The organism is Bradyrhizobium sp. BRP56 (assembly GCF_020194035.1).
In the GTDB taxonomy this organism is placed as follows: Bacteria; Pseudomonadota; Alphaproteobacteria; order Rhizobiales; family Xanthobacteraceae; genus Bradyrhizobium; species Bradyrhizobium australafricanum.
Window position 1 is genome coordinate 72438 of the sequence record NZ_JADYVV010000030.1, and the last position, 18829, is coordinate 91266.

Sequence of the window (18829 nt, forward strand, 5' to 3'; positions counted from 1 at the left end):
CGTCGATCCGCGAACGTGACTGGCAGAGATGGTCTTACCCCCTAGCGCCCGGCCCGCCGGCGCCGGCCCTTGGATGACGGCTGCCCGCGCGATCCGGCAAGCGGTCCTGCTGTGCGGCCTCGCCTTGGCGCTTTCGGCCTGCAGCTCGCTGCCGCGGATGCCCTACACGGCCGCCGACGCCGTCAATTCGCGGGTGCTCGATCTGATGGGCTGCGCCGCTATGCCGACGAGCCGGCGTCAAAATTCAAGCTCGAGAAGCGCAGCGTCGCCCCGATCACGAGCTACCTCGCCCTCTCCGGCGGCGGTGCCGACGGCGCCTATGGCGTGGGCGTCCTCAACGGCTGGACCGCGGCCGGCAACCGCCCGGCCTTTTCGGTCGTCTCCGGCGTCAGCACCGGCGGCCTGATTGCGCCCTTTGCCTTCGTTGGCCCGCGCTACGACGACACGCTGAAGGAGGTCTACACCTCGGGCATCGCGGAAAGCCTGCTGCAGGATCCGAGCCTGATGCGGGTGCTGTTCGGCTCCGGGCTGTTCGGCAACAAGCGGCTGCGCGAACTGGTGGCGCGTTACGTCGGTCCGGAGATCCTGAGCGAGGTGGCGCGCGAAAACGCCAAGGGCCGAAAGCTCCTGATCGTCACCACCGATCTCGACACCCAGCGCACGGTGATCTGGGACATGGGACGGATCGCCGCTGTCGAAACGCCCGAGGCGCTGCAGCTGTTTCGCGACGTGATGGCCGCCTCCGCCAGCATCCCGCTGGTGTTTCCGCCGATCATGATCGACGCCGAGGGCCAGGGCCGCCGCTTCCAGGAGATGCATGTCGACGGCGGCGTGACCGCGCCGGTGCTGACATTGCCGGACGCGCTGCTGTTCCGCGAGCGCGGCTGGCCCGCCAACAGCCGCATGAACATCTACATCCTCGTCAACAAGAAGCTCGAGGGCAACTTCGAGCTGGTGTCGAACTCGACGATCGACGTCGCCTCCCGCAGCATTTCCGCGATCACGCAGGCGCAGACGCGCTCGGTCATCCTCTCGACTTATGACTTCGCCCGGCGCAACCGGCTGGGTTTCCATCTGTCCTACATCGAGCGCGACTATCCGGCACCGGAAACGCAGGGCTTCGACACCGCCTATATGCGCGCGCTGTACCAGTACGGATACGACAAGGCCGCCACCGGGCAGGCCTGGACCGTGACGCCGCCGTAAGCGGCCTGCTCCCGGTACCGCCGAATGGACGAATCCGCACGGCGCGGGTTATAGACCGGACAGACCCGTCCGATGCACAACGAGATGAATGGGCAAATGGGATTGACGGCAACCAAGGCCAAGGTGGCCAAGCGCGGCGTGATCAAGTCACGCGGCGGCCGGCCGACGCGGGACGCTGCGATCGAGCGCGACCAGCGGCTGATCGAGGTCGCCACCCGCCTGTTCCTCGAGCGCGGCTTCGATGCGACATCGATCGACGCGGTGGCCGAGGCCGCCCGCGTCAGCAAGCCCACGGTCTATGGTCAGTATGGCGACAAGCGGGGCCTGTTCGCCGCGGTGCTCCGCCGCGAGATCGCCCGCTGGCTTGCCCCGCTCGCCGCCGCGGCGGCCGAAGCGCAGGCCGGCGGCAACTGCGACGGTTCGGTCGAGGAACGGCTGACCGAGCTCGGACGCCAGCTATTGGTGCTGAATTGCAGCGCCGACTCCATCGCCTTCAGCCGGATCCTGACCGCGCAGGCGATCAATTTCCCCGAGGTCGCCAAGCTTGCTGTTGACGAGGGCTGGTCGAAGGCGGTGTCCACCACGGCGGGTTTCTTCGACCATCTGGTCGACAAAGGCGCGCTCGACCTCGAGGACACCACGATCGCGGCCGAGACATTCCTCAACATGGTGGTCGGCCACACCCACCGGATGGCAACATTCGGAATTCCGATCGACATGAAGACCGCCGAGACCCGGATGGAAGTCTCGATCCGGCTGTTTCTCGCCGGCGCCGTCGGGCCGCAGGATCGGCTTCGCGATGCGGCCAAAGAGGCGATCAAGGAAGCGACGAAGGCGCGCCGCCGCCCCACTCGCTGACAGTTTTAGGATCGTTGCATCGCCTCACACGTTGTCGTGATGAGCCTTGAAGGAAACAGAACGAAACCGTATTGTTTAGTTGCAATGAGACGCGAAACCCAAGTTCAGCCCCCAACGGTTTCGGGTCGCCTTGTCACTTCGATCGTCACGACGGAGCTGCCGCCATCGCTCCGTCTGAACGTTCGGCGGCCGACCTCTGACTAACAAAGGTCGGCCGCACTTTCTCTGCCCGGGCGGCGGTTCGACGCGACGGATGCGACCATGACGACGGGACGATTACACGCACTGCGGCATTGGGCATTCGGCACGCGGCTGCTGGCAACCGCGCTCATTGCCTTGCCCTTCGCGACGCCGGCGCACGCGATCACGAGCTCAACGGCCGCAGCGCTTACACCGCAGGATAACGACACCGCGCTCGACGCGCACACGGTTCGCCGCGAGCTCGACAGCTTCCAGGCGGCCCAGATCTCGCTGCGCAAGGCGATGGCGATTGCGGAGGCGCTGCATTCCGGTTCGATCACCGCCGACATCAGCTTTGACGGCGCATCGGAGCCCGCGGTCTACCGGGTCAAGACCATGCAGCAGGATCGGATCTGGCGGCACGCCATCGACGCGGCGACCGGCGAAGTGGTGGGTGGCGAAGCCGCCGCGCCGCTGAAGTCGCTCGGCGCCGAAGACCGTGACAACCTCGTCGTGCTGAGGGCGCTCCGGCATCGGCTTGCCGACGCGGTGCGGGTGGCCGAGCACACGACCTCCGGCAAGGCGATCAGCGGCGGCCTGATGCGCGAACGCGGCAAGCTCAATTTCGTCATCGTCGTGCTGGCCGGCAGCGACCTGAAAGAGGTGATCCTCGAACCGCCGGGCGCGCGCAGGCGATGAGGCCGGCTCGGCACTCGCCAAGTTTTCTCTCGCCAAGTTTTCGCCCAAAAGCCGTTGACGGACGCCGATCTGTCCCGCATAAGTCCGCTCCATGATCACCGCGACCAAACGCACCAGCAAAACCACCAAGCCCTCCGGGGCCTCGGGAGGCGTGCGCGCGTAGTCGGTCGAACCGCATCATCTCTACCCGAAGCCCCGCCTGATGAAGGTCCGGGGCTTTTTTGTTGCCTGAAATACAACTCGAATGGAGGACAAAGTGAGTAACGATCCCGTCGTCGCGATTGTCGGCGTCACCGGTGCCGTCGGCGCCGAATTCATCGCCACCATGGACAAGCGCGGCTTCCGCGTCGGCAAGCTGAAGGCGCTGGCGAGCGCCCGCTCGGCCGGCAAGACCGTCAGCTTCCGCGGCAAGCCGGTCGTGATCGAGGAACTGACCGAGCGCGCCTTCGAGGGCGTCGACATCGCGCTGTTCTCGGCCGGCAGCGGCATCTCCAGGAAGTTCGCGCCGCTTGCGGTGAAGTCCGGCGCCGTCGTGGTCGACAATTCCTCGGCGTTCCGGATGGATCCGAACGTGCCGCTGGTGATCCCCGAGATCAACGCCAACCGCATCCGCGACCACAAGGGCATCATCGCCAACCCGAACTGCGCCGCCATCACCGCGCTGGTGCCGCTGTGGCCGATCCACCAGAAGAACCGCATCAAGCGCGTGATCATCTCGACCTACCAGGCCGCGAGCGGCGCCGGCGCAGCTGCGATGGAGGAGCTCGTCGAGTCCACCCGCGCCAATCTCAACGGACAGGTCTACACCCCGAAGGTGATGCCGCACCCCTACGCCTTCAACTTGTTCAACCACAACACGGCGATCGATCCGGAGACCGGCTACAACGACGAGGAGACCAAGGTCATCAAGGAGACCCACAAGATCTTCGAGGACGAGAAGATCGCGGTCGGCGTTACCTGTGTGCGGGTGCCGGTGCTGCGCGCGCATTGCGAGGCGATCACCTTCGAATGCGAGAAGCCGATCACCGAGGACCAGGTGCGCGCGATGATGGCGCAGGCGCCGGGCGTCAAGGTCGTCGACGATCGCGCCAAGAACTACTTCCCGATGCCGATCGATGCCTCCGGCCAGGACGACGTGCTGGTCGGCCGCATCCGCAAGGATCTCAGCGATCCCAGCGGCCACTCGATCTCGATGTTCGTCGCGGCCGATCAGCTGCTCAAGGGCGCCGCCCTCAACGCGGTGCAGATCGCCGAGCTGCTGCCCGAACGCGCGATGGCGTGAATGCAAGAACCGTCATCCCCGCGCAATGGCGCAGCCATTGTCGCTGGAGGAGCCCGCGCGGCGGGCGTCTCGAAGGATGCATCGGCCCCAGTCGGGCCGTCGCCCTTCGAGGGCCGCTGAAGAGAAGCGGCCGCCTCAGCGACAAAGGCGAAGCCTTTGCGCGGGGGTGACGATGAAGCAGCCGTGCTTGCGGAGCTAGCCTCGCGCGCGAAACAGCAAACACGCATCGCCGTACGAATAGAACCGGTAGCCGTCCCTGATCGCGTGGGCGTAGGCGCGTTGCATCGTCTCGAGGCCGGAGAAGGCCGAGACCAGCATGAACAGCGTCGAGCGCGGCAGATGGAAGTTGGTCAGCAAGATATCGACCGCGCGGAAGCGGTAGCCCGGCGTGATGAAGATCGAGGTTTCCGCCGCAAACGACTCGATGGTGCCGTCGGCATTGGCGGCGCTTTCCAACAGGCGCAGCGACGTGGTGCCGATCGCGACGATCCGGCCGCCTTTTGCGCGCGCGGCATTCAAGGCGGAAGCGGTCTCGGCGGTGATGCAGCCCCACTCGGCATGCATCTTGTGCTCAGAGGTCTCCTCGGTCTTCACCGGCAGGAAGGTCCCTGCCCCGACATGCAGCGTCAGGCGGTGCAGCTCGACACCGCGGCTCTTCAGCGCGGCCTCCAGGGCCGGCGTGAAATGCAGCCCCGCCGTGGGCGCTGCGACCGCGCCCTCATTGGCGGCGAACATGGTCTGGTAGTCGCTGACGTCCTTCTCGTCAGGCGTGCGTTTGGAGGCGATGTAGGGTGGCAGCGGCGTGGCGCCGACATCGGCGATCGCCTGGTCGAGCACCGGACCATGGAACGAGAATGACAGCGTCACCTCGCCCTCCAGCCCCTTGGCCTCGACCTCTGCATCGAGATTGCCGAGCAGGCAGACCCTGCCCTCATTGCCGAAGCGGATGGTGTCGCCCGGGCTGAGCTTCTTCGCCGGCTTCACCAGCGCCTGCCAGCGCGAGCCGTCAAGCCGCTTGATCAAGGTCGCCTCGATCTTCGGCTCGGTGTCGCGTCCGATGCGGCGGCCCTTGAGTTGCGCCGCGATCACCTTGGTGTCGTTGACGACGACCTGATCGCCCGGCTCCAGCCACCGCGGCAGGTCGGCGATCGCGGCGTCGCGCAGCACGCCGTCCGAATGCACCACCAGCATCCGCGCGGCATCGCGCGGGCTCGCGGGGCGAAGCGCGATGCTTTCGGGGGGCAGTTCGAAGTCGAAGAGATCGGTGCGCATCACCAAGCTGTCATTGCCGGGCTTGACCCGGCAATCCATCATCTACGAATAAGTTTCCAAGGATCGATGGATGCCCGGGTCAAGCCCGGGCATGACGATCGGCATTTCAGGCCGCGTCGGCAGCCATGCGCGCCTTGACGATCTTGTCCGGATCCTTCACCGGCTCGCCGCGCTTGATCTTGTCGACGTTCTCCATGCCCTCGGTGACCTTGCCCCAGACGGTGTACTGGCCGTTGAGGAACGAGGCGTCGTCGAAGCAGATGAAGAACTGGCTGTCGCCGGAATCCGGATTGGCGGCGCGGGCCATCGAGGCGGTGCCGCGGACATGCGGCTCCTTGTTGAATTCGGCCTTCAGCTTCTTGCCGGAGCCGCCCATGCCGGTGCCCTGCGGGCAGCCGGTCTGCGCCATGAAGCCGTCGATCACGCGGTGGAACACGATGCCGTCATAGAAGCCCTCGCGCACCAGCTCCTTGATCCGCGCGACGTGGCCGGGCGCGAGATCCGGGCGCATCTCGATCGTGACCGGGCCCTGCGTGGTTTCGAGGATCAGAGTATTTTCGGTAGCAGCCATGCTCGCTTCTCCTGGCTTCGGGGTGGATACTTCTTATTCCTGAACGGGATCGCGAATGGGCGGCCGGCGACTGCGCCGCCCAGGCTCTCGGTAAATGGCAACGGCGTGCAGCGTTGCAACGTCTCCATCACCGCGATCCGGTATGCAATCCGGTCGTTGTCGGTCGCCTCCTGCGATTCATAGCTGATCCTGGGATGCCCGAGGATCGCGCCCTCGCGGTTGAAGCTGACAATGACGGTGATGTCGATCGGGCCGGCGTTGTCTGCCGGCGGCGGCCGCCAGCAGCGGTGGATGGCAAGAACAACGTCCTTGATCGTATTGAGTTGCTCCGGCTCGGCCTGCACCGGTACGGCCAGCGTCAGGCAAACCAGCGGCGCGGCGAACCAGGCGAGTGGTTTGCAGCGCGCCGCCATGCGGATCACTTGATGTCGGATGCGACCTGCACCTTCACCATCTTGTCGGGATCGGTGACGGCTCCGCCAGGAGAGCCCGCAGACGCCTTCTTCAGCTTGTCGACCACGTCCATGCCCTGCACCACCTCGCCGATCACTGTGTACTGGCCGTTCAGGCTCGGTCCGTCGGCGAACATGATGAAGAACTGCGAATTGGCGCTGTCGACGCTGTCGCCGCGCCGGGCCATGCCGACGATGCCGCGCTTGAACGGGACCTGGGAGAATTCCTGCTTCAGGTTCGGATATTTCGAGCCGCCGGTGCCGTTGAAGTTCTGGCCGTCGCCGGTCTGCGCCATGAAGCCGTCCATCACGCGATGGAACGGCACGTTGTTGTAGAAGCCCTCACGCGCCAGCTGCTTGATGCGCTCGGCATGCTTGGGCGCGATGTCGGTGCGCAGCTTGATGACGATGCGGCCCTTGGTGGTGTCGATCACGATCGCATCGGCCTTGTCGAGATTGGCCGGCAGCGGCTGCGCGACCGCGGGCACGACGCAGAGCAGCGCGGCAACGAATGCAAGGATGCGGATCATGGCAACTCCGGAGCTTTAACGTTGGGGTGTGGCAGGCCGCCGGGATCAGCCGGCGAACTTGGCCTTCAGGCTAGCTGCGACTGATGACGGCACGAATGAAGAGAAGTCGCCGCCCATCTGGGCGATTTGGCGCACCAGTGTGGCGGTGATCGGGCGGACCGCAACCGACGCCGGAACGAACACGGTATGCACCTCGGGCGCCATCGCATCGTTCATACCGGCAAGCTGCATCTCGTAGTCGAGATCGGTGCCGTCGCGCAGGCCGCGAATCATCAGCGTGGCCTTGGCCGCGCGGGCCGCCGCGACCGTGAGATTGTCATAGGTCGCGCTCTCGAAGGCGCAGCCTGCCTGCTGGGCGATGGGGCCGAACACCTCATGGACCATGGCCAGCCGTTCCTCGGTGGAAAACAGCGGCTTCTTGCCGGGATGGACGCCAATAGCGACGATCAGGCGGTCGCAGAGGAAGACGGCCTGTTTCACCACGTCCAGATGGCCGTTGGTGACGGGATCGAAGGAGCCGGGATAGATCGCGATACGGGACATGGTCCCTCCTAACCCGCCCGGCTCTCCCCGGCAAGCCGCCCGGGTTCCATTGCTTGCTCGAAACAAATTTTCCAGTCGTCCAGTGAACGAGTCCTGGGATGCCAGCGTCTACGGGGGTGAATGTTTCGTCGGCCGTTGGCGGACGAAACAAAACCGGCCCGCGACGAAACCATTTCCCGCGGTGGCGAAGACACCAGGAAACTTGCGGCCGGTAGACATTGGACAACGAAACGACGGGCCCGGGCGGCCCGATCAACTGGGGACCGTCATGATCAAGGCACTTTCCGCCATCGCTGTTGCCGCGTTCATTGCCGCCGCGCTCACCGTGCTGCCGGGCTTTGCGCCGCAGGTCGAAGCCTCCACCCCGCAGCCGCTGGCCAAGAGCGACCGTCTCGACGTCCACCCGGTCGGCAAGGACTGCTCGCAGCAGGCCTGGCCGAATTTCGAGGCCGCGTGCCTGCGCAGCGCCGGCAACAAGACAGTGGTTCGCGAAGCCCGCCTGGTCACCGCCGACCGTACCCCGTAGCGCGTATTCAAGCGAAGTCGGTCGTCAGCCTGGCGTAAGGTCAGGCCGTCACACAAAACCCAATGGTAATTTGCGACGTCCCGTCGCAGACTATCGTCTAAGGCGCCCGGCCGGATGATCCGGCGGGCGCAGCCATCGGGGGATTGCCGTGACGAGTACGCCCGCCATCGTTTCTTCTGGCCACCCCCCGTCCAGTCCGATCCCGGTTGCCGTCACGCTCGGTGCCCTCGGCGTCGTCTATGGCGACATCGGCACCAGCCCCCTCTATGCCCTGAAGGAAGCCGCCAAGGCCGCCACCCATGGCGGTCCGCTCACCGAGAGCGCGGTGCTCGGCGTGGTCTCGCTGATCCTGTGGGCGCTGATCCTCATCATCTCGATCAAATACGCGATGCTGATCCTGCGCGCCGACAACCGCGGCGAAGGCGGCATCGTCGCGCTCTTGGCGCTGCTCTCGGCGCGCAACGCGGCGCCCGGCACCTGGCGCGGCCATCTTCTGGTGGTCGGCCTGATCGGCGCCGCCCTGCTCTACGGCGACGGCGCCATCACGCCGGCCATTTCGGTGCTGTCGGCGATCGAGGGCCTCAAGGTCGACGCGCCCTCGCTGACCCCTGCGGTGGTGCCGATCACCGTCGTCATCCTGATCGGCCTGTTTATGATGCAGAAGCGGGGCACCGGCTTCATCGGGAGGATCTTCGGTCCGGTGATGCTGTTCTGGTTCGCCGTGCTGGCAGCCCTCGGCATTCACGGCATCGTCAAGGCGCCCGGCGTGCTGGTTGCGCTAAGCCCACTCTATGCATTCGATTTCCTGATCCATCAGGATTTCCACGTCAGCTTCGCCATCCTTGGCGCCGCCTTCCTCGCGGTGACCGGCGGTGAGGCGATGTATGCCGACATGGGGCATTTCGGCCGCTTTCCGATCCGGCTCGCCTGGTTCGCCGTCTGCCTGCCCGCTCTGGTGCTGAACTATTTCGGCCAGGCCGCGCTCTTGATCACCGACCCGACCGCGATCGAAAACCCGTTCTTCCAGCTGTCGCCGGACTGGTCGCATTACCCGCTCGTGCTGCTCGCGACGATCGCCACCGTGATCGCCTCGCAGGCCATCATCTCGGGTGTGTTCTCGCTGACCCAGCAATCGATCCAGCTCGGCTTCCTGCCGCGCATGCACATCGAGCACACCACGAGCGATGCGATCGGGCAGATCTACGTGCCGCTGGTGAACTGGCTGCTCGCCGCGGGGACACTCGGCGCGGTGCTCGCCTTCGGCACCTCGGACGCGCTCGCCGGCGCCTACGGCATCGCAGTGTCGCTGTTGATGGCGATCACCACGCTGCTTGCAGCGCTGGTCGCGATCCAGTGGGGCTATTCGCCGATCATCGTGATCGCCGTGAACGGCTTTTTCTTCATCATCGACGCGATCTTCTTTGCGGCGAACTCGACCAAGCTGTTCGAAGGCGGCTGGTTCCCACTGCTGCTTGCGGCCGCCGTTGCGTTCCTGATGCTGACCTGGCGCGGCGGCGTGAAACTGGTCGAGACGGCGCGCAGCAAGCTGCGTCAGCCGGAAGAAGATCTGATCGAGACCGCGGTCAACAAGTGCCACAGCCGGCTGCCGGGCACCGCCATATTCCTCGCCTCCGCCCCTAACGGCGTGCCGCTCGCCTTGACCCAGTTCGTCAAGCACAACCACGTGCTGCACCAGCGCGTGCTGCTGGTCACCGTCCAGATCGAGGAATCCCCGCGCATCTCGGACGAGGATCGCGTTGTGGTTCACGACGTCACCCCGGGCATCATCCGGGTCATCCTGCGTTACGGCTTCATGCAATATCCGACCGTTTACGAAGGGCTGAAGCTCGCCTGCCGCCAAGGCAAACTGCCCGGTCTTCGTCTGACCGATGTGACCTACTACATCGGCCGCGAGACCATCATCCCGCGGGAAGACATTCCGGGCATGTGGGTGTGGCGGGAATCGCTGTTCGCGTTCCTGCAGCGCAACGCCGAGCGGTCGGCGGCGTTCTTCGGCGTGCCGACCGGACAGGTCGTGGAGTTCGGGACGGAGATCGAGATTTAATCTCGTCGCCTGCGTAGCCCGGATGAAGCGAAGCGCAATCCGGGACAATCGAAACCGCACCGCAAGCCACCGGATTTGGTTCGCTGCATCCAGGCTACGGCATTTGTAAAATGTCAGATGATCCGCCACTTCAGTTGAAGCCGCGCCTGGCGATTTCAGTCGACCAGGCGCAGGCGATCATCAGCCGCGTCGATCCGCGCGCAACGGTGCGCAACGTGACCGAGCTACGCGGCGGCGAGATCAGCACGATCCTCGAGATCACGCGGGCGGACGCGCCAAGCTGCATCCTCAAGGTCTACCCCGCCCAGCTGCAATGGAAGATGGCGAAGGAGGTCTATGTCCTCGGTCTTCTGCGCGACGCCGGCATTGCCATTCCCCGCATCCTCGTAGCCGATGACAGCCGCGCGCTGATCGACTTCAATTTTGTGCTGATGAGCAAGCTCGACGGCGTCGTGCTCGGCAACCGCGAGGCGGCACTGACGGATCAGGAACTGTTTTCGATCCACGCCGCCATGGGCACGGCGCTCCGCCATATCAATGGCATCACGCTCGACAGCTTCGGCTATATCGGTCCGCAGGGCGTCTGGACGTCGCACCCGACCAACCGCGCCTACATGTCCGCGCAGTTCGAGCGGAAGCTGACCGAGTTTTGCACGCGTGGCGGGGACGAAGCGCTGGCCGCGCGGCTGCGGTCCAGCATCCTGGCGCGCAGCGTCCTGCTCGACGCAGCCGACACGCCCCGCCTCTGTCACTATGACTTCCACGCCGGCAACGTGCTGGTGACACCGGAGGGGCAGCCGCGTCTCACCGGCATCGTCGATTTCGAGAATGCCACCGCCGGCGATCCGCTGATGGACATCGCCAAGGCGCTCTATTACTTCACGCCGAAGGACGCGCCGAAGCGCGACGGATTGCTCGCGGGCCACGGCACAAGCGACCGGCCGGACTGGGAGGCCACGATCGCGCTCTACCGGCTGGCCTCGACGCTCGAGCTCTGGTGCTGGTTCGCGCAGATCGGCCGGATCGATGCCCTTCCCGCGCTCACGCGCGAACTGGAAAGCGCCGCCTAGGCCGCGCCCCCACAACCGCATCGGGCTAAGGGCCTGTCAGAGCCCGCGGTGCTCCCGATGGCCGCCTCGTCGGCGCCCGCGGGCACAATTCATTCGGGCAATGCCGCCTTCCGAAGCCCCTCGATCAACAGCTGCGCGTTTGGGTACCCGCCCCTGGCGATCATTGCGGATATTGTAAAGGCGGGATCGAGCTGAAGCAGGAGCGCCGCCGCCTCGCGCGCCTCCGCGTCGCGTCCGAGATGAGCGAACGCGGACGCGAGACAACGGTAGGCCAGCGAATAGGAGGCATTCTGGCGCCGGCATTTATTCGCTGCGGCAATGGCCTCGTCAAAGCGGCGAAGCTCGATGAAGGCCATCCCCATCCCAACAAACGTGATGGGTAGCCGCGGGTCTAACGGGCTCAGGCGGATGGCGCGTTCAAAACTCCGGACCGCTTCATCCGGAAGCCCGGCAACTCGGTAGACGCTGCCTCTGGCGGTCCATGCGCGATATGAATTCGGATTGAGAGCGACCGCCCGGTCGGCCAATTCGATCTCACTCTCACAATCGCCGACCATGTACGCCGAGGTGAGGGAAACCCAGGCTAATGTTTCCGCATCACCATCGTCGATGCTCAATGCCAGGCGAAGCAGCCGAACCGCTTCCTTGCGGTCAAATTGAGGATCGACGGCATGCCCCCAAAGGATGTTCTGCATGTGCGCGAGACCTGCCAGAGCGGCGACAAAGCCGAACCGGGGGTCAAGCTCCAAAGCGCGATGCGCCAGCCTGATCGCCTCGGCCAACCCGTCGGCGGTCATCAGGTAATGCTGCTGCATGGCGCGGAGATAGAAATCATAGGCGGTGAGGTTCTCTGGTCGACGTGCCGACAGGCCGATTTCGATCTGCAGCAATTTTGGTTGAATGGCCGAAACCACGGCGACGGTCACCTCGTCCTGCAGAGCGAATATGTCCGTCAGGTCACGCTCGAACCTGTCTGCCCAGATGTGCGTTCCGGTCACCGCATCGATCAACTGCCCGGTGATGCGAACCTTCCCCGCGGCCTTGCGCACAGACCCCTCAAGGACATAGCGGACGCCGAGCCTGCGGCCGACCTCCTTGATATCGACGGCCCGGCCCTTGAAGGTAAAACTCGAATTTCGGGCGATCACGAACAGCCATTTGAAGCGCGACAGCGCCGTGATGATTTCCTCGACCATTCCGTCCGCGAAGTATTCCTGCTCGGGGTCGCCGCTCATATTCTCGAACGGCAGCACGGCGATCGACGGCTTGTCAGGGAGCGCCAGAGCTTGCACGCTGTCGACCGGCGGCTCGATCGGCGCCCCCGCAGGATGGCCCGCATTTACCCTCAATCGCCACGCGCGCATCGGCTCAGCAATGTTCTTCAGGTTCTGCGAGCCCATGTCCGCGAACACGGCATCGACCTTGCCGCGGATTTGACGTTGCGCATCGTCCGAGATGCAGATCCCGCCGGGCTCCGCGATCCCTTCAAGGCGGGCGGCGATATTGACGCCGTCTCCAAAGATATCGTTTTCATCGACGATGATGTCGCCGACGTGGATGCCAATGCGGAATTCGATCCGCTTGAGTTGCGGCACCGTGGCATTTCGCTCGGCCATTGCGCGCTGGACCTCAATCGCGCAACGCACCGCATCCACGACACTGCCGAACTCGGCGAGCATGCCGTCGCCCGTGTGCTTGACGACCTTGCCACGGTGTTCGCTGATCTTGGGATCAGCGAGTCCACGCAGACACTCCCTCAGCCGGACGTGTGTCCCTTCCTCGTCCAGGCCGGTCAGCCGACTATATCCGGCCACGTCAGCCGCCAGGATAGCTGCAAGCCGTCGCTCAACGCGATGATCGGTCACAACGGCCTCCCGAAATCGGTAGATCCGCCGGACCGCATCAAAGCATAGGGCGTTGCCCTTGGGCTAGGGGCGTACGGCAGGCCCGCCGGATTTCGCGGAGCCTGTCAACGGGCGCGCCTGTTGCGCGCCCGTTGGCTGCATTCGGGCTGGGGGTTCTCCGAAACGGCGGCGCTAGCCGCCGTTGCCGTTCTCGCCGTTTTCCTCTTCAGGAATGTGCTCGACCGAGACCACGTGCTCGTCCTCGGCGGTGTCGAACACGATCACGCCCTGGGTCGAGCGGCCGGCGACGCGGATATCGGCCACCGGGCAGCGGATCAGCTGACCCTTGTCGGTGACCAGCATGATCTGGTCGGCGTCCTCGACCGGGAACGACGCCACCAGGTTGCCATTGCGGTTGTTGACGCTCATCGCGACGATGCCTTTGCCGCCGCGGCCGGTGGTGCGGTACTCGTAGGACGAGGTCCGCTTGCCATAGCCGTTGACGGAGACGGTCAGCACCACCTGCTCGGCCGCCGACAGTTCGGCATAGCGCTCCTGCGACAGCTGGATCGCATTCGCGGTTTCCTCGCCCTCGGCCTCGACCGGCTCCTCGGTCGCAGCCTCGCCGGCCACCGCGCGGCGCATCTTCAAATAGGCCGAGCGCTCGTCCGAGGTGGTCTCGACATGGCGCAGGATCGCCAGCGAGATCAGCTTGTCGGCCTCGGGCAGCGCAATGCCGCGCACGCCCATCGAGGTGCGGCCGGTGAAGACGCGCACATCGGTGACCGGGAAACGGATGCACTGGCCGCCAGCGGCGGTCAGCAGCACGTCGTCATGCTCGGTGCAGATCTGGACGTCGACGATCGCCTCGCCTTCCCCGAGCTTCATGGCGATGATGCCGGAGCGGCGCACGTCGACGAAGTCGGACAGCTTGTTGCGGCGAACGGTGCCACTGGTGGTCGCGAACATCACGTCGAGATTGGCCCAGGAGGATTCATCCTCCGGCAGCGGCATGATCGTCGTGATGCGTTCGCCCTGCTCCAGCGGCAGGATGTTGATCAGCGCCTTGCCGCGCGCGTTCGGCGCGGCCATCGGCAGCCGCCAGACCTTCTCCTTGTAGACCTGGCCGCGCGACGAGAAGAACAGCACCGGCGTGTGCGTGGACGCCACGAACAGGCGCGAGACGAAATCCTCGTCGCGGGTCTGCATCCCGGCGCGGCCCTTGCCGCCGCGGCGCTGCGCTCGGTAGGTCGACAGCGGCACGCGCTTGACGTAACCCGCATGCGACACGGTGACGACCATGTCCTCGCGCTGGATCAGGTCCTCGTCCTCGACCTCGCCTTCCTGCTCGATGATTACGGTCTTGCGCGGGGTGGCGAACTGCTGCTTCACCTCGGCCAGTTCGGTCTTGACGATGCCCTGCACGCGGGCGCGCGAGCGCAGGATATCGAGATAGTCGGCGATCTCGGCCGCCAGCTTGTCGAGCTCTTCGGAAATCTCGTCGCGGCCCAGCGCGGTCAAGCGCTGCAGGCGAAGATCGAGGATGGCCCTGGCCTGCTCCATCGACAGCCGCAGCGTGCCGTCTTCGTTGATGCGATGCCGGGGATCGTCGATCAGCGTGATCATCGCCTCGACGTCGCGTGCCGGCCAGTCGCGCGACATCAGGGCCTCGCGCGCGGTGTTCGGATCTGGCGAGGTCCGGATGACGCGGATGATCTCATCGATGTTGGCGACCGCGATCGCAAGGCCGACCAGGATGTGGGCGCGGTCGCGCGCCTTGCCGAGCAGGAACTTGGTCCGCCGGGTCACCACCTGCTCGCGGAACGCGACGAAGATGGTGAGCAGGTCCTTCAGATTCATCGTCTGCGGACGGCCGGAATCCAGCGCCAGCATGTTGGCCGGGAAATTGGTCTGCAGCGGCGTGAACCGGTACAACTGGTTCAGCACCACGTCGGGCACCGCTTCGCGCTTCAGCTCGATGACGACGCGATAGCCGTCGCGATCGGACTCGTCGCGCAGGTCGCCGATGCCCTCGATCTTCTTCTCTTTGACGAGATCGGCGATACGCTCGACCATCGTCGCCTTGTTCACCTGATAGGGAATCTCGGTGATGATGATCGCTTCACGGTCCTTGCGGATGGTGTCGATGGTCACCTTGCCGCGCATCACGATCGAGCCGCGGCCGAGATGGTAGGCGCTGCGAATGCCCTGGCGGCCGAGGATGACGCCGCCGGTCGGGAAGTCCGGTCCGGGAATGATGTCGATCAGCTCGTCGATCGTGAGCGCCGGATTGTCGATCAGCGCCACGCAGGCATCGACCACCTCGCCGAGATTGTGCGGCGGGATGTTGGTCGCCATGCCGACGGCGATGCCGCCGGCGCCATTGACCAGAAGGTTCGGGAACCGGGCCGGCAGAACCGACGGCTCTTTCTCGGAGTTGTCGTAGTTCGGCTGGAAATCGACGGTCTCCATGTCGATGTCAGCCAGCACGGCCAGCGCCGCCTTGGTCAGCCGCGCTTCGGTATATCGATAGGCCGCCGGTGGATCGCCGTCGACCGAACCGAAATTGCCCTGGCCGTCGATCAGCGGCACGCGCAGCGAGAAATCCTGCGCCATGCGGACCATCGCGTCGTAAATCGACTGGTCGCCATGCGGGTGATATTTACCGATCACGTCGCCGACGACGCGGGCGGATTTGACGTATTTCTTGTCCGGCGTGTGTCCCTGCTCATGCATCGAATAGAGGATGCGCCGGTGCACCGGCTTGAGCCCGTCGCGCGCATCGGGCAACGCACGCGACACGATCACGCTCATCGCGTAATCGAGGTAAGACTTCTTCATCTCGTCGAGAATGGAAACGGGACGAATATCTGAGGGTCCCGGCGGCTCGCCGGGCTTGTGGTCGTCGTTATCGGACAAAGGGGAAATCCGGTCGGTTCTGCTGGGGAATCATATAGCCCATCGGGGGCCTGATAACCACCCTTGCGCGGCTCCGGCAAGCCGTTTTTCCGTTCGTTTTTTCATGCACTTACGGGTGGAGCGCCGAGGTTCCGGCGGCTTGGTCGGGAAGTGCGTGGCGAATGGCGAACAGCGGATGGAAAAATCCCTATTCGCCACCCGCCATTCGCTACTTGCCTCTCCCGTCAGTGGCCGAAAACCACCGCATGCATGATCCGCCCGGGCATGAAGGTGAACAGCCCGGCAATGACTAGCGCGCCGAAGAAAATGCCGATCATCGTGAACCTGTGGCGGCGGACATCGTGGCTCCGCGCAGCCGTGACGCCGAGCACCAGCATGGCGAGCGAGAAGATCGACAGCAGGTGGATCGGGCTCCAGGGACCGACCAGCTGGATCTGATGGATCCAGAACGAGGTTCCGGCGACCACCAGCATCAGGATCACCCAGATCCAGCCCAGGGTCCGGTGTGGCAGTGTGCCCTTGGGGGCGGCGAGCTGGATGGAGCCGAGCACGAAGGCGGCCATCGCGGCAAAGGCGTGGAGCGGGATCGCAGGCGCGGCGTCGAGCAATGGCGCGAGGCTCATGATGGCGGCTCTCGAGTGAAGCTCGCGGCCAGGCATCAAATGCCGCAGGCCAATGTAAATATCATTTACATCAGGCTGTGTCAAAGTCCAGGGAACCCGCATCCCTGTACGTCGAACCACCGAGGTTCTGACAAAGAGTTACCGGGTTATCCTCATATTCCACACGAGGAAATTGCAGGTCTAGATCGCAGCGACCGTTCCGGGAAAATGATCTTCACGGAACGGCGCCTGACGGAATCGACGGAAGCGCGACCGCTGCTCAGAACGGGATGTCGTCGTCCATGTCGCTGTTGCGGCTGCTGCCACCACCCGCGGCGACGGCGCGGCGCGGCGCCGAGCTGACCGGTCCGGCCGAGCCGAAATCGCTGCCGCCATCATCGGAGAAGCTGCTGCCCCCACCGCCACGCCCGTCGAGCATGGTGAGGTTGGAGTTGAAGCCCTGCAGCACGACTTCGGTCGAGTACTTCTCGACGCCGCTCTGGTCGGTCCATTTGCGGGTCTGCAACTGACCCTCGATGTACACCTTGGCGCCCTTCTTCAGATACTGCTCGGCGACCTTGCAGAGGCCCTCGTTGAAGATCACGACGCGGTGCCACTCGGTCTTTTCCTTGCGCTCGCCGGTGCCCTTGTCGCGCCACGTTTCCGAGGTGGCGATGGAAAGGTTTGCGATCGGACGGCCGTCCTGCGTCCGCCGGATTTCCGGATCCTTGCCGAGGTTTCCCACCAGGATCACCTTGTTCACGCTTCCTGCCATCGCATCATCTCCACTCAAAAACCGGGCGTCCGGACATTCGGCCGCCACTCTCAACCTTCGCCACTTACGTCGCAGGCGTCGTGGATGACCCTATACGCCGGTGCCGGCTCGTCGCCTTTGCCGTCGCGCGGTTATCCACGGATATCGGGATATAGCACCGGATCCGGCATCGTTCCAGTTTTGTTCGCCACAACCATCCGTAGAAGCGGCCAGTGCCGTCGGAGCGGCAGTCGATCTCGGCGCAGGCCGACGCCCGGCAGCAAGATTTAGAAAAACAGCAAACAAATCAGCAACTTGCCTTCTCGGTACTTCTCCCGCGAGTGTTGCATTTGGGAGACTGCGTTTCCGGTTGAATCAGCGTATAGCTCCAACCATGGCGCGGGCGCTCGCGTCTGGGATCGTGCTTCGGGACCGTTTGGAAGCCGATCGGGGTGCTGGGGGACTGATAATGAAGAAGTTTTTGCTCGGTACGGTTGCTCTGATTGCGTTTGCTGCGCCTGCCGCGGCCGCTGATCTCGCTGCGCGCCCGTACACCAAGGCGCCGCCGCCGGTGGTTGCCCCGATCTATGACTGGACCGGTTTCTACATCGGCGCCAACGGCGGCTGGGGCTCGAGCCACAATTGCTGGGATCAGCTCCCGGCCGGCGTCTTCCTCGCCTCTGACGGTTGCCATGACGCAACGGGCGGCGTCGCCGGTGGCCAGATCGGCTATCGCTGGCAGGCCGGCACCTGGGTGTTCGGCCTTGAAGCGCAGGGCGACTGGGCTGACCTGAAGGGCAGCAACGGCAGCGCGATCTTCCCGGGCCTGTTCACCAACCAGTCCAAGATCGACGCATTCGGCCTGTTCACCGGCCAGATCGGCTACGCCGTCAACAACGTGCTGCTCTACGCCAAGGGCGGCGCGGCGCTGACCGACAACCGCTTCAACACCTACTTCACCCCGACCGGTGTGCTCGTCGGCAGCGCCAGCGACACCCGCTGGGGCGGCACCGTCGGCGCCGGCATCGAAGTCGGCTTCGCGCCGAACTGGACCGCAGGCATCGAATACGACCACCTGTTCATGCAGGACAAGACCTACAACCTGATCGCCCCCAGCGGCACGCTGAACAGCACCATCCGCGATCGCCAGGACGTCGACCTCGTCACCGTCCGCGTGAACTACAAGTGGGGTGGCCCGGTCGTCGCGCGCTATTGATCGCGCCAGGCCGATTGATCCAGACGAAAGGCCGGCCTCCCGCCGGCCTTTTTGTTTGTGCCTGTTTGTGCGCCGGCTTTTTCGTTGCGTGTGCACGCGCACCTCACCGGGGCCGTTTTCGGTGCGTTGTGGTTTCGCGGATACACACGTTCCGGCATTTCTCTGTAGAAGCACCAGCACGTCACGCGACACTGCTGTGACGCTCTCTTCAAAATCTTTGAAGAGACAACAAGAAAATGG

The 18829-nt window shown here is 64.6% G+C and carries 16 protein-coding genes and 1 pseudogene; 8 read left to right on the forward strand and 9 right to left on the reverse strand.

Annotation, left to right across the window (positions count from 1 at the left end):
• Nucleotides 1–73: 73 nt before the first annotated feature.
• The 4 genes and pseudogenes from I6F38_RS21660 (at nucleotide 74) to I6F38_RS21675 (ending at nucleotide 4225) form a co-directional block, all read left to right on the forward strand.
• A pseudogene (locus I6F38_RS21660) lies at nucleotides 74–1206 on the forward strand (patatin-like phospholipase family protein).
• Between the two features lie 96 nt (nucleotides 1207–1302).
• On the forward strand, nucleotides 1303–2064 hold the full coding sequence (locus I6F38_RS21665; RefSeq protein WP_225161736.1) for a TetR/AcrR family transcriptional regulator: 762 nt from the start codon (nucleotides 1303–1305) through the stop codon (nucleotides 2062–2064).
• A gap of 261 nt (nucleotides 2065–2325) precedes the next feature.
• Nucleotides 2326–2943, forward strand: a complete 618-nt coding sequence (locus I6F38_RS21670; protein ID WP_225161737.1) for a PepSY domain-containing protein — start codon at nucleotides 2326–2328, stop codon at nucleotides 2941–2943.
• A gap of 244 nt (nucleotides 2944–3187) precedes the next feature.
• Nucleotides 3188–4225, forward strand: a complete 1038-nt coding sequence (locus I6F38_RS21675; RefSeq protein ID WP_225161738.1) for an aspartate-semialdehyde dehydrogenase — start codon at nucleotides 3188–3190, stop codon at nucleotides 4223–4225.
• Between the two features lie 195 nt (nucleotides 4226–4420).
• Here I6F38_RS21675 and queA read toward each other — a convergent pair whose 3' ends face one another.
• The 5 genes from queA to coaD form a co-directional block, all read right to left on the reverse strand.
• Complete coding sequence (gene queA, locus I6F38_RS21680) at nucleotides 4421–5497, reverse strand: tRNA preQ1(34) S-adenosylmethionine ribosyltransferase-isomerase QueA (RefSeq protein WP_225161753.1); 1077 nt, start codon at nucleotides 5495–5497, stop codon at nucleotides 4421–4423.
• 106 nt (nucleotides 5498–5603) lie between these two features.
• Entirely contained in the window at nucleotides 5604–6068 is a 465-nt protein-coding gene (locus I6F38_RS21685) for a peptidylprolyl isomerase (RefSeq protein WP_016846097.1), read from the reverse strand.
• The gene (locus I6F38_RS21690; RefSeq protein ID WP_225161739.1) at nucleotides 6044–6481 is read right to left on the reverse strand and encodes a TonB C-terminal domain-containing protein; all 438 of its coding nucleotides are present in this window, start codon (nucleotides 6479–6481) and stop codon (nucleotides 6044–6046) included. The genes I6F38_RS21685 and I6F38_RS21690 overlap by 25 nt, the downstream gene beginning before the upstream one ends.
• Nucleotides 6482–6486: 5 nt before the next feature.
• Entirely contained in the window at nucleotides 6487–7050 is a 564-nt protein-coding gene (locus I6F38_RS21695; RefSeq protein ID WP_028332096.1) for a peptidylprolyl isomerase, read from the reverse strand.
• Between the two features lie 45 nt (nucleotides 7051–7095).
• The gene (coaD, locus tag I6F38_RS21700) at nucleotides 7096–7593 is read right to left on the reverse strand and encodes a pantetheine-phosphate adenylyltransferase (RefSeq protein ID WP_225161740.1); all 498 of its coding nucleotides are present in this window, start codon (nucleotides 7591–7593) and stop codon (nucleotides 7096–7098) included.
• Between the two features lie 268 nt (nucleotides 7594–7861).
• Here coaD and I6F38_RS21705 point away from each other — a divergent pair, with 268 nt between their 5' ends.
• From I6F38_RS21705 to I6F38_RS21715, 3 genes are all read left to right on the forward strand, one after another.
• On the forward strand, nucleotides 7862–8119 hold the full coding sequence (locus tag I6F38_RS21705) for a hypothetical protein (RefSeq protein WP_057018505.1): 258 nt from the start codon (nucleotides 7862–7864) through the stop codon (nucleotides 8117–8119).
• Nucleotides 8120–8318: 199 nt separating this feature from the next.
• Nucleotides 8319–10184, forward strand: a complete 1866-nt coding sequence (locus I6F38_RS21710; RefSeq protein ID WP_225161754.1) for a KUP/HAK/KT family potassium transporter — start codon at nucleotides 8319–8321, stop codon at nucleotides 10182–10184.
• A gap of 110 nt (nucleotides 10185–10294) precedes the next feature.
• Nucleotides 10295–11254, forward strand: a complete 960-nt coding sequence (locus I6F38_RS21715) for an aminoglycoside phosphotransferase family protein (protein ID WP_225161741.1) — start codon at nucleotides 10295–10297, stop codon at nucleotides 11252–11254.
• An 89-nt stretch (nucleotides 11255–11343) separates the two neighbouring features.
• On the opposite strand, the gene I6F38_RS21720 is transcribed toward I6F38_RS21715, so the two are convergent.
• The 4 genes from I6F38_RS21720 to I6F38_RS21735 all read right to left on the reverse strand — a co-directional run bounded on the left by I6F38_RS21720 (nucleotide 11344) and on the right by I6F38_RS21735 (nucleotide 17394).
• Complete coding sequence (locus I6F38_RS21720; protein ID WP_225161742.1) at nucleotides 11344–13119, reverse strand: adenylate/guanylate cyclase domain-containing protein; 1776 nt, start codon at nucleotides 13117–13119, stop codon at nucleotides 11344–11346.
• 171 nt (nucleotides 13120–13290) lie between these two features.
• Entirely contained in the window at nucleotides 13291–16017 is a 2727-nt protein-coding gene (gene gyrA, locus I6F38_RS21725) for a DNA gyrase subunit A (RefSeq protein WP_225161743.1), read from the reverse strand.
• Between the two features lie 224 nt (nucleotides 16018–16241).
• A complete protein-coding gene (locus I6F38_RS21730; protein ID WP_225161744.1) occupies nucleotides 16242–16640 on the reverse strand; it encodes a DUF2306 domain-containing protein in 399 nt (132 codons plus the stop codon).
• Between the two features lie 259 nt (nucleotides 16641–16899).
• A complete protein-coding gene (locus tag I6F38_RS21735) occupies nucleotides 16900–17394 on the reverse strand; it encodes a single-stranded DNA-binding protein (RefSeq protein WP_057018508.1) in 495 nt (164 codons plus the stop codon).
• 448 nt (nucleotides 17395–17842) lie between these two features.
• On the opposite strand from I6F38_RS21735, the gene I6F38_RS21740 reads away from it, so the two are divergent.
• Complete coding sequence (locus I6F38_RS21740) at nucleotides 17843–18589, forward strand: outer membrane beta-barrel protein (protein ID WP_225161745.1); 747 nt, start codon at nucleotides 17843–17845, stop codon at nucleotides 18587–18589.
• Nucleotides 18590–18829: the final 240 nt, after the last annotated feature.

Coding starts and splice junctions, on each gene's coding strand:
- I6F38_RS21685 (WP_016846097.1), bottom strand. CDS start 6,068: ATGGCTGCTACCGAAAATACTCTGATCCTCGAAACCACGCAGGGCCCG.
- queA (WP_225161753.1), bottom strand. CDS start 5,497: ATGCGCACCGATCTCTTCGACTTCGAACTGCCCCCCGAAAGCATCGCG.
- I6F38_RS21735 (WP_057018508.1), bottom strand. CDS start 17,394: ATGGCAGGAAGCGTGAACAAGGTGATCCTGGTGGGAAACCTCGGCAAG.
- I6F38_RS21705 (WP_057018505.1), top strand. CDS start 7,862: ATGATCAAGGCACTTTCCGCCATCGCTGTTGCCGCGTTCATTGCCGCC.
- I6F38_RS21670 (WP_225161737.1), top strand. CDS start 2,326: ATGACGACGGGACGATTACACGCACTGCGGCATTGGGCATTCGGCACG.
- coaD (WP_225161740.1), bottom strand. CDS start 7,593: ATGTCCCGTATCGCGATCTATCCCGGCTCCTTCGATCCCGTCACCAAC.
- I6F38_RS21690 (WP_225161739.1), bottom strand. CDS start 6,481: ATGGCGGCGCGCTGCAAACCACTCGCCTGGTTCGCCGCGCCGCTGGTT.
- I6F38_RS21715 (WP_225161741.1), top strand. CDS start 10,295: ATGTCAGATGATCCGCCACTTCAGTTGAAGCCGCGCCTGGCGATTTCA.
- I6F38_RS21740 (WP_225161745.1), top strand. CDS start 17,843: ATGAAGAAGTTTTTGCTCGGTACGGTTGCTCTGATTGCGTTTGCTGCG.
- I6F38_RS21675 (WP_225161738.1), top strand. CDS start 3,188: ATGGAGGACAAAGTGAGTAACGATCCCGTCGTCGCGATTGTCGGCGTC.
- I6F38_RS21695 (WP_028332096.1), bottom strand. CDS start 7,050: ATGATCCGCATCCTTGCATTCGTTGCCGCGCTGCTCTGCGTCGTGCCC.
- I6F38_RS21730 (WP_225161744.1), bottom strand. CDS start 16,640: ATGAGCCTCGCGCCATTGCTCGACGCCGCGCCTGCGATCCCGCTCCAC.
- I6F38_RS21665 (WP_225161736.1), top strand. CDS start 1,303: ATGGGATTGACGGCAACCAAGGCCAAGGTGGCCAAGCGCGGCGTGATC.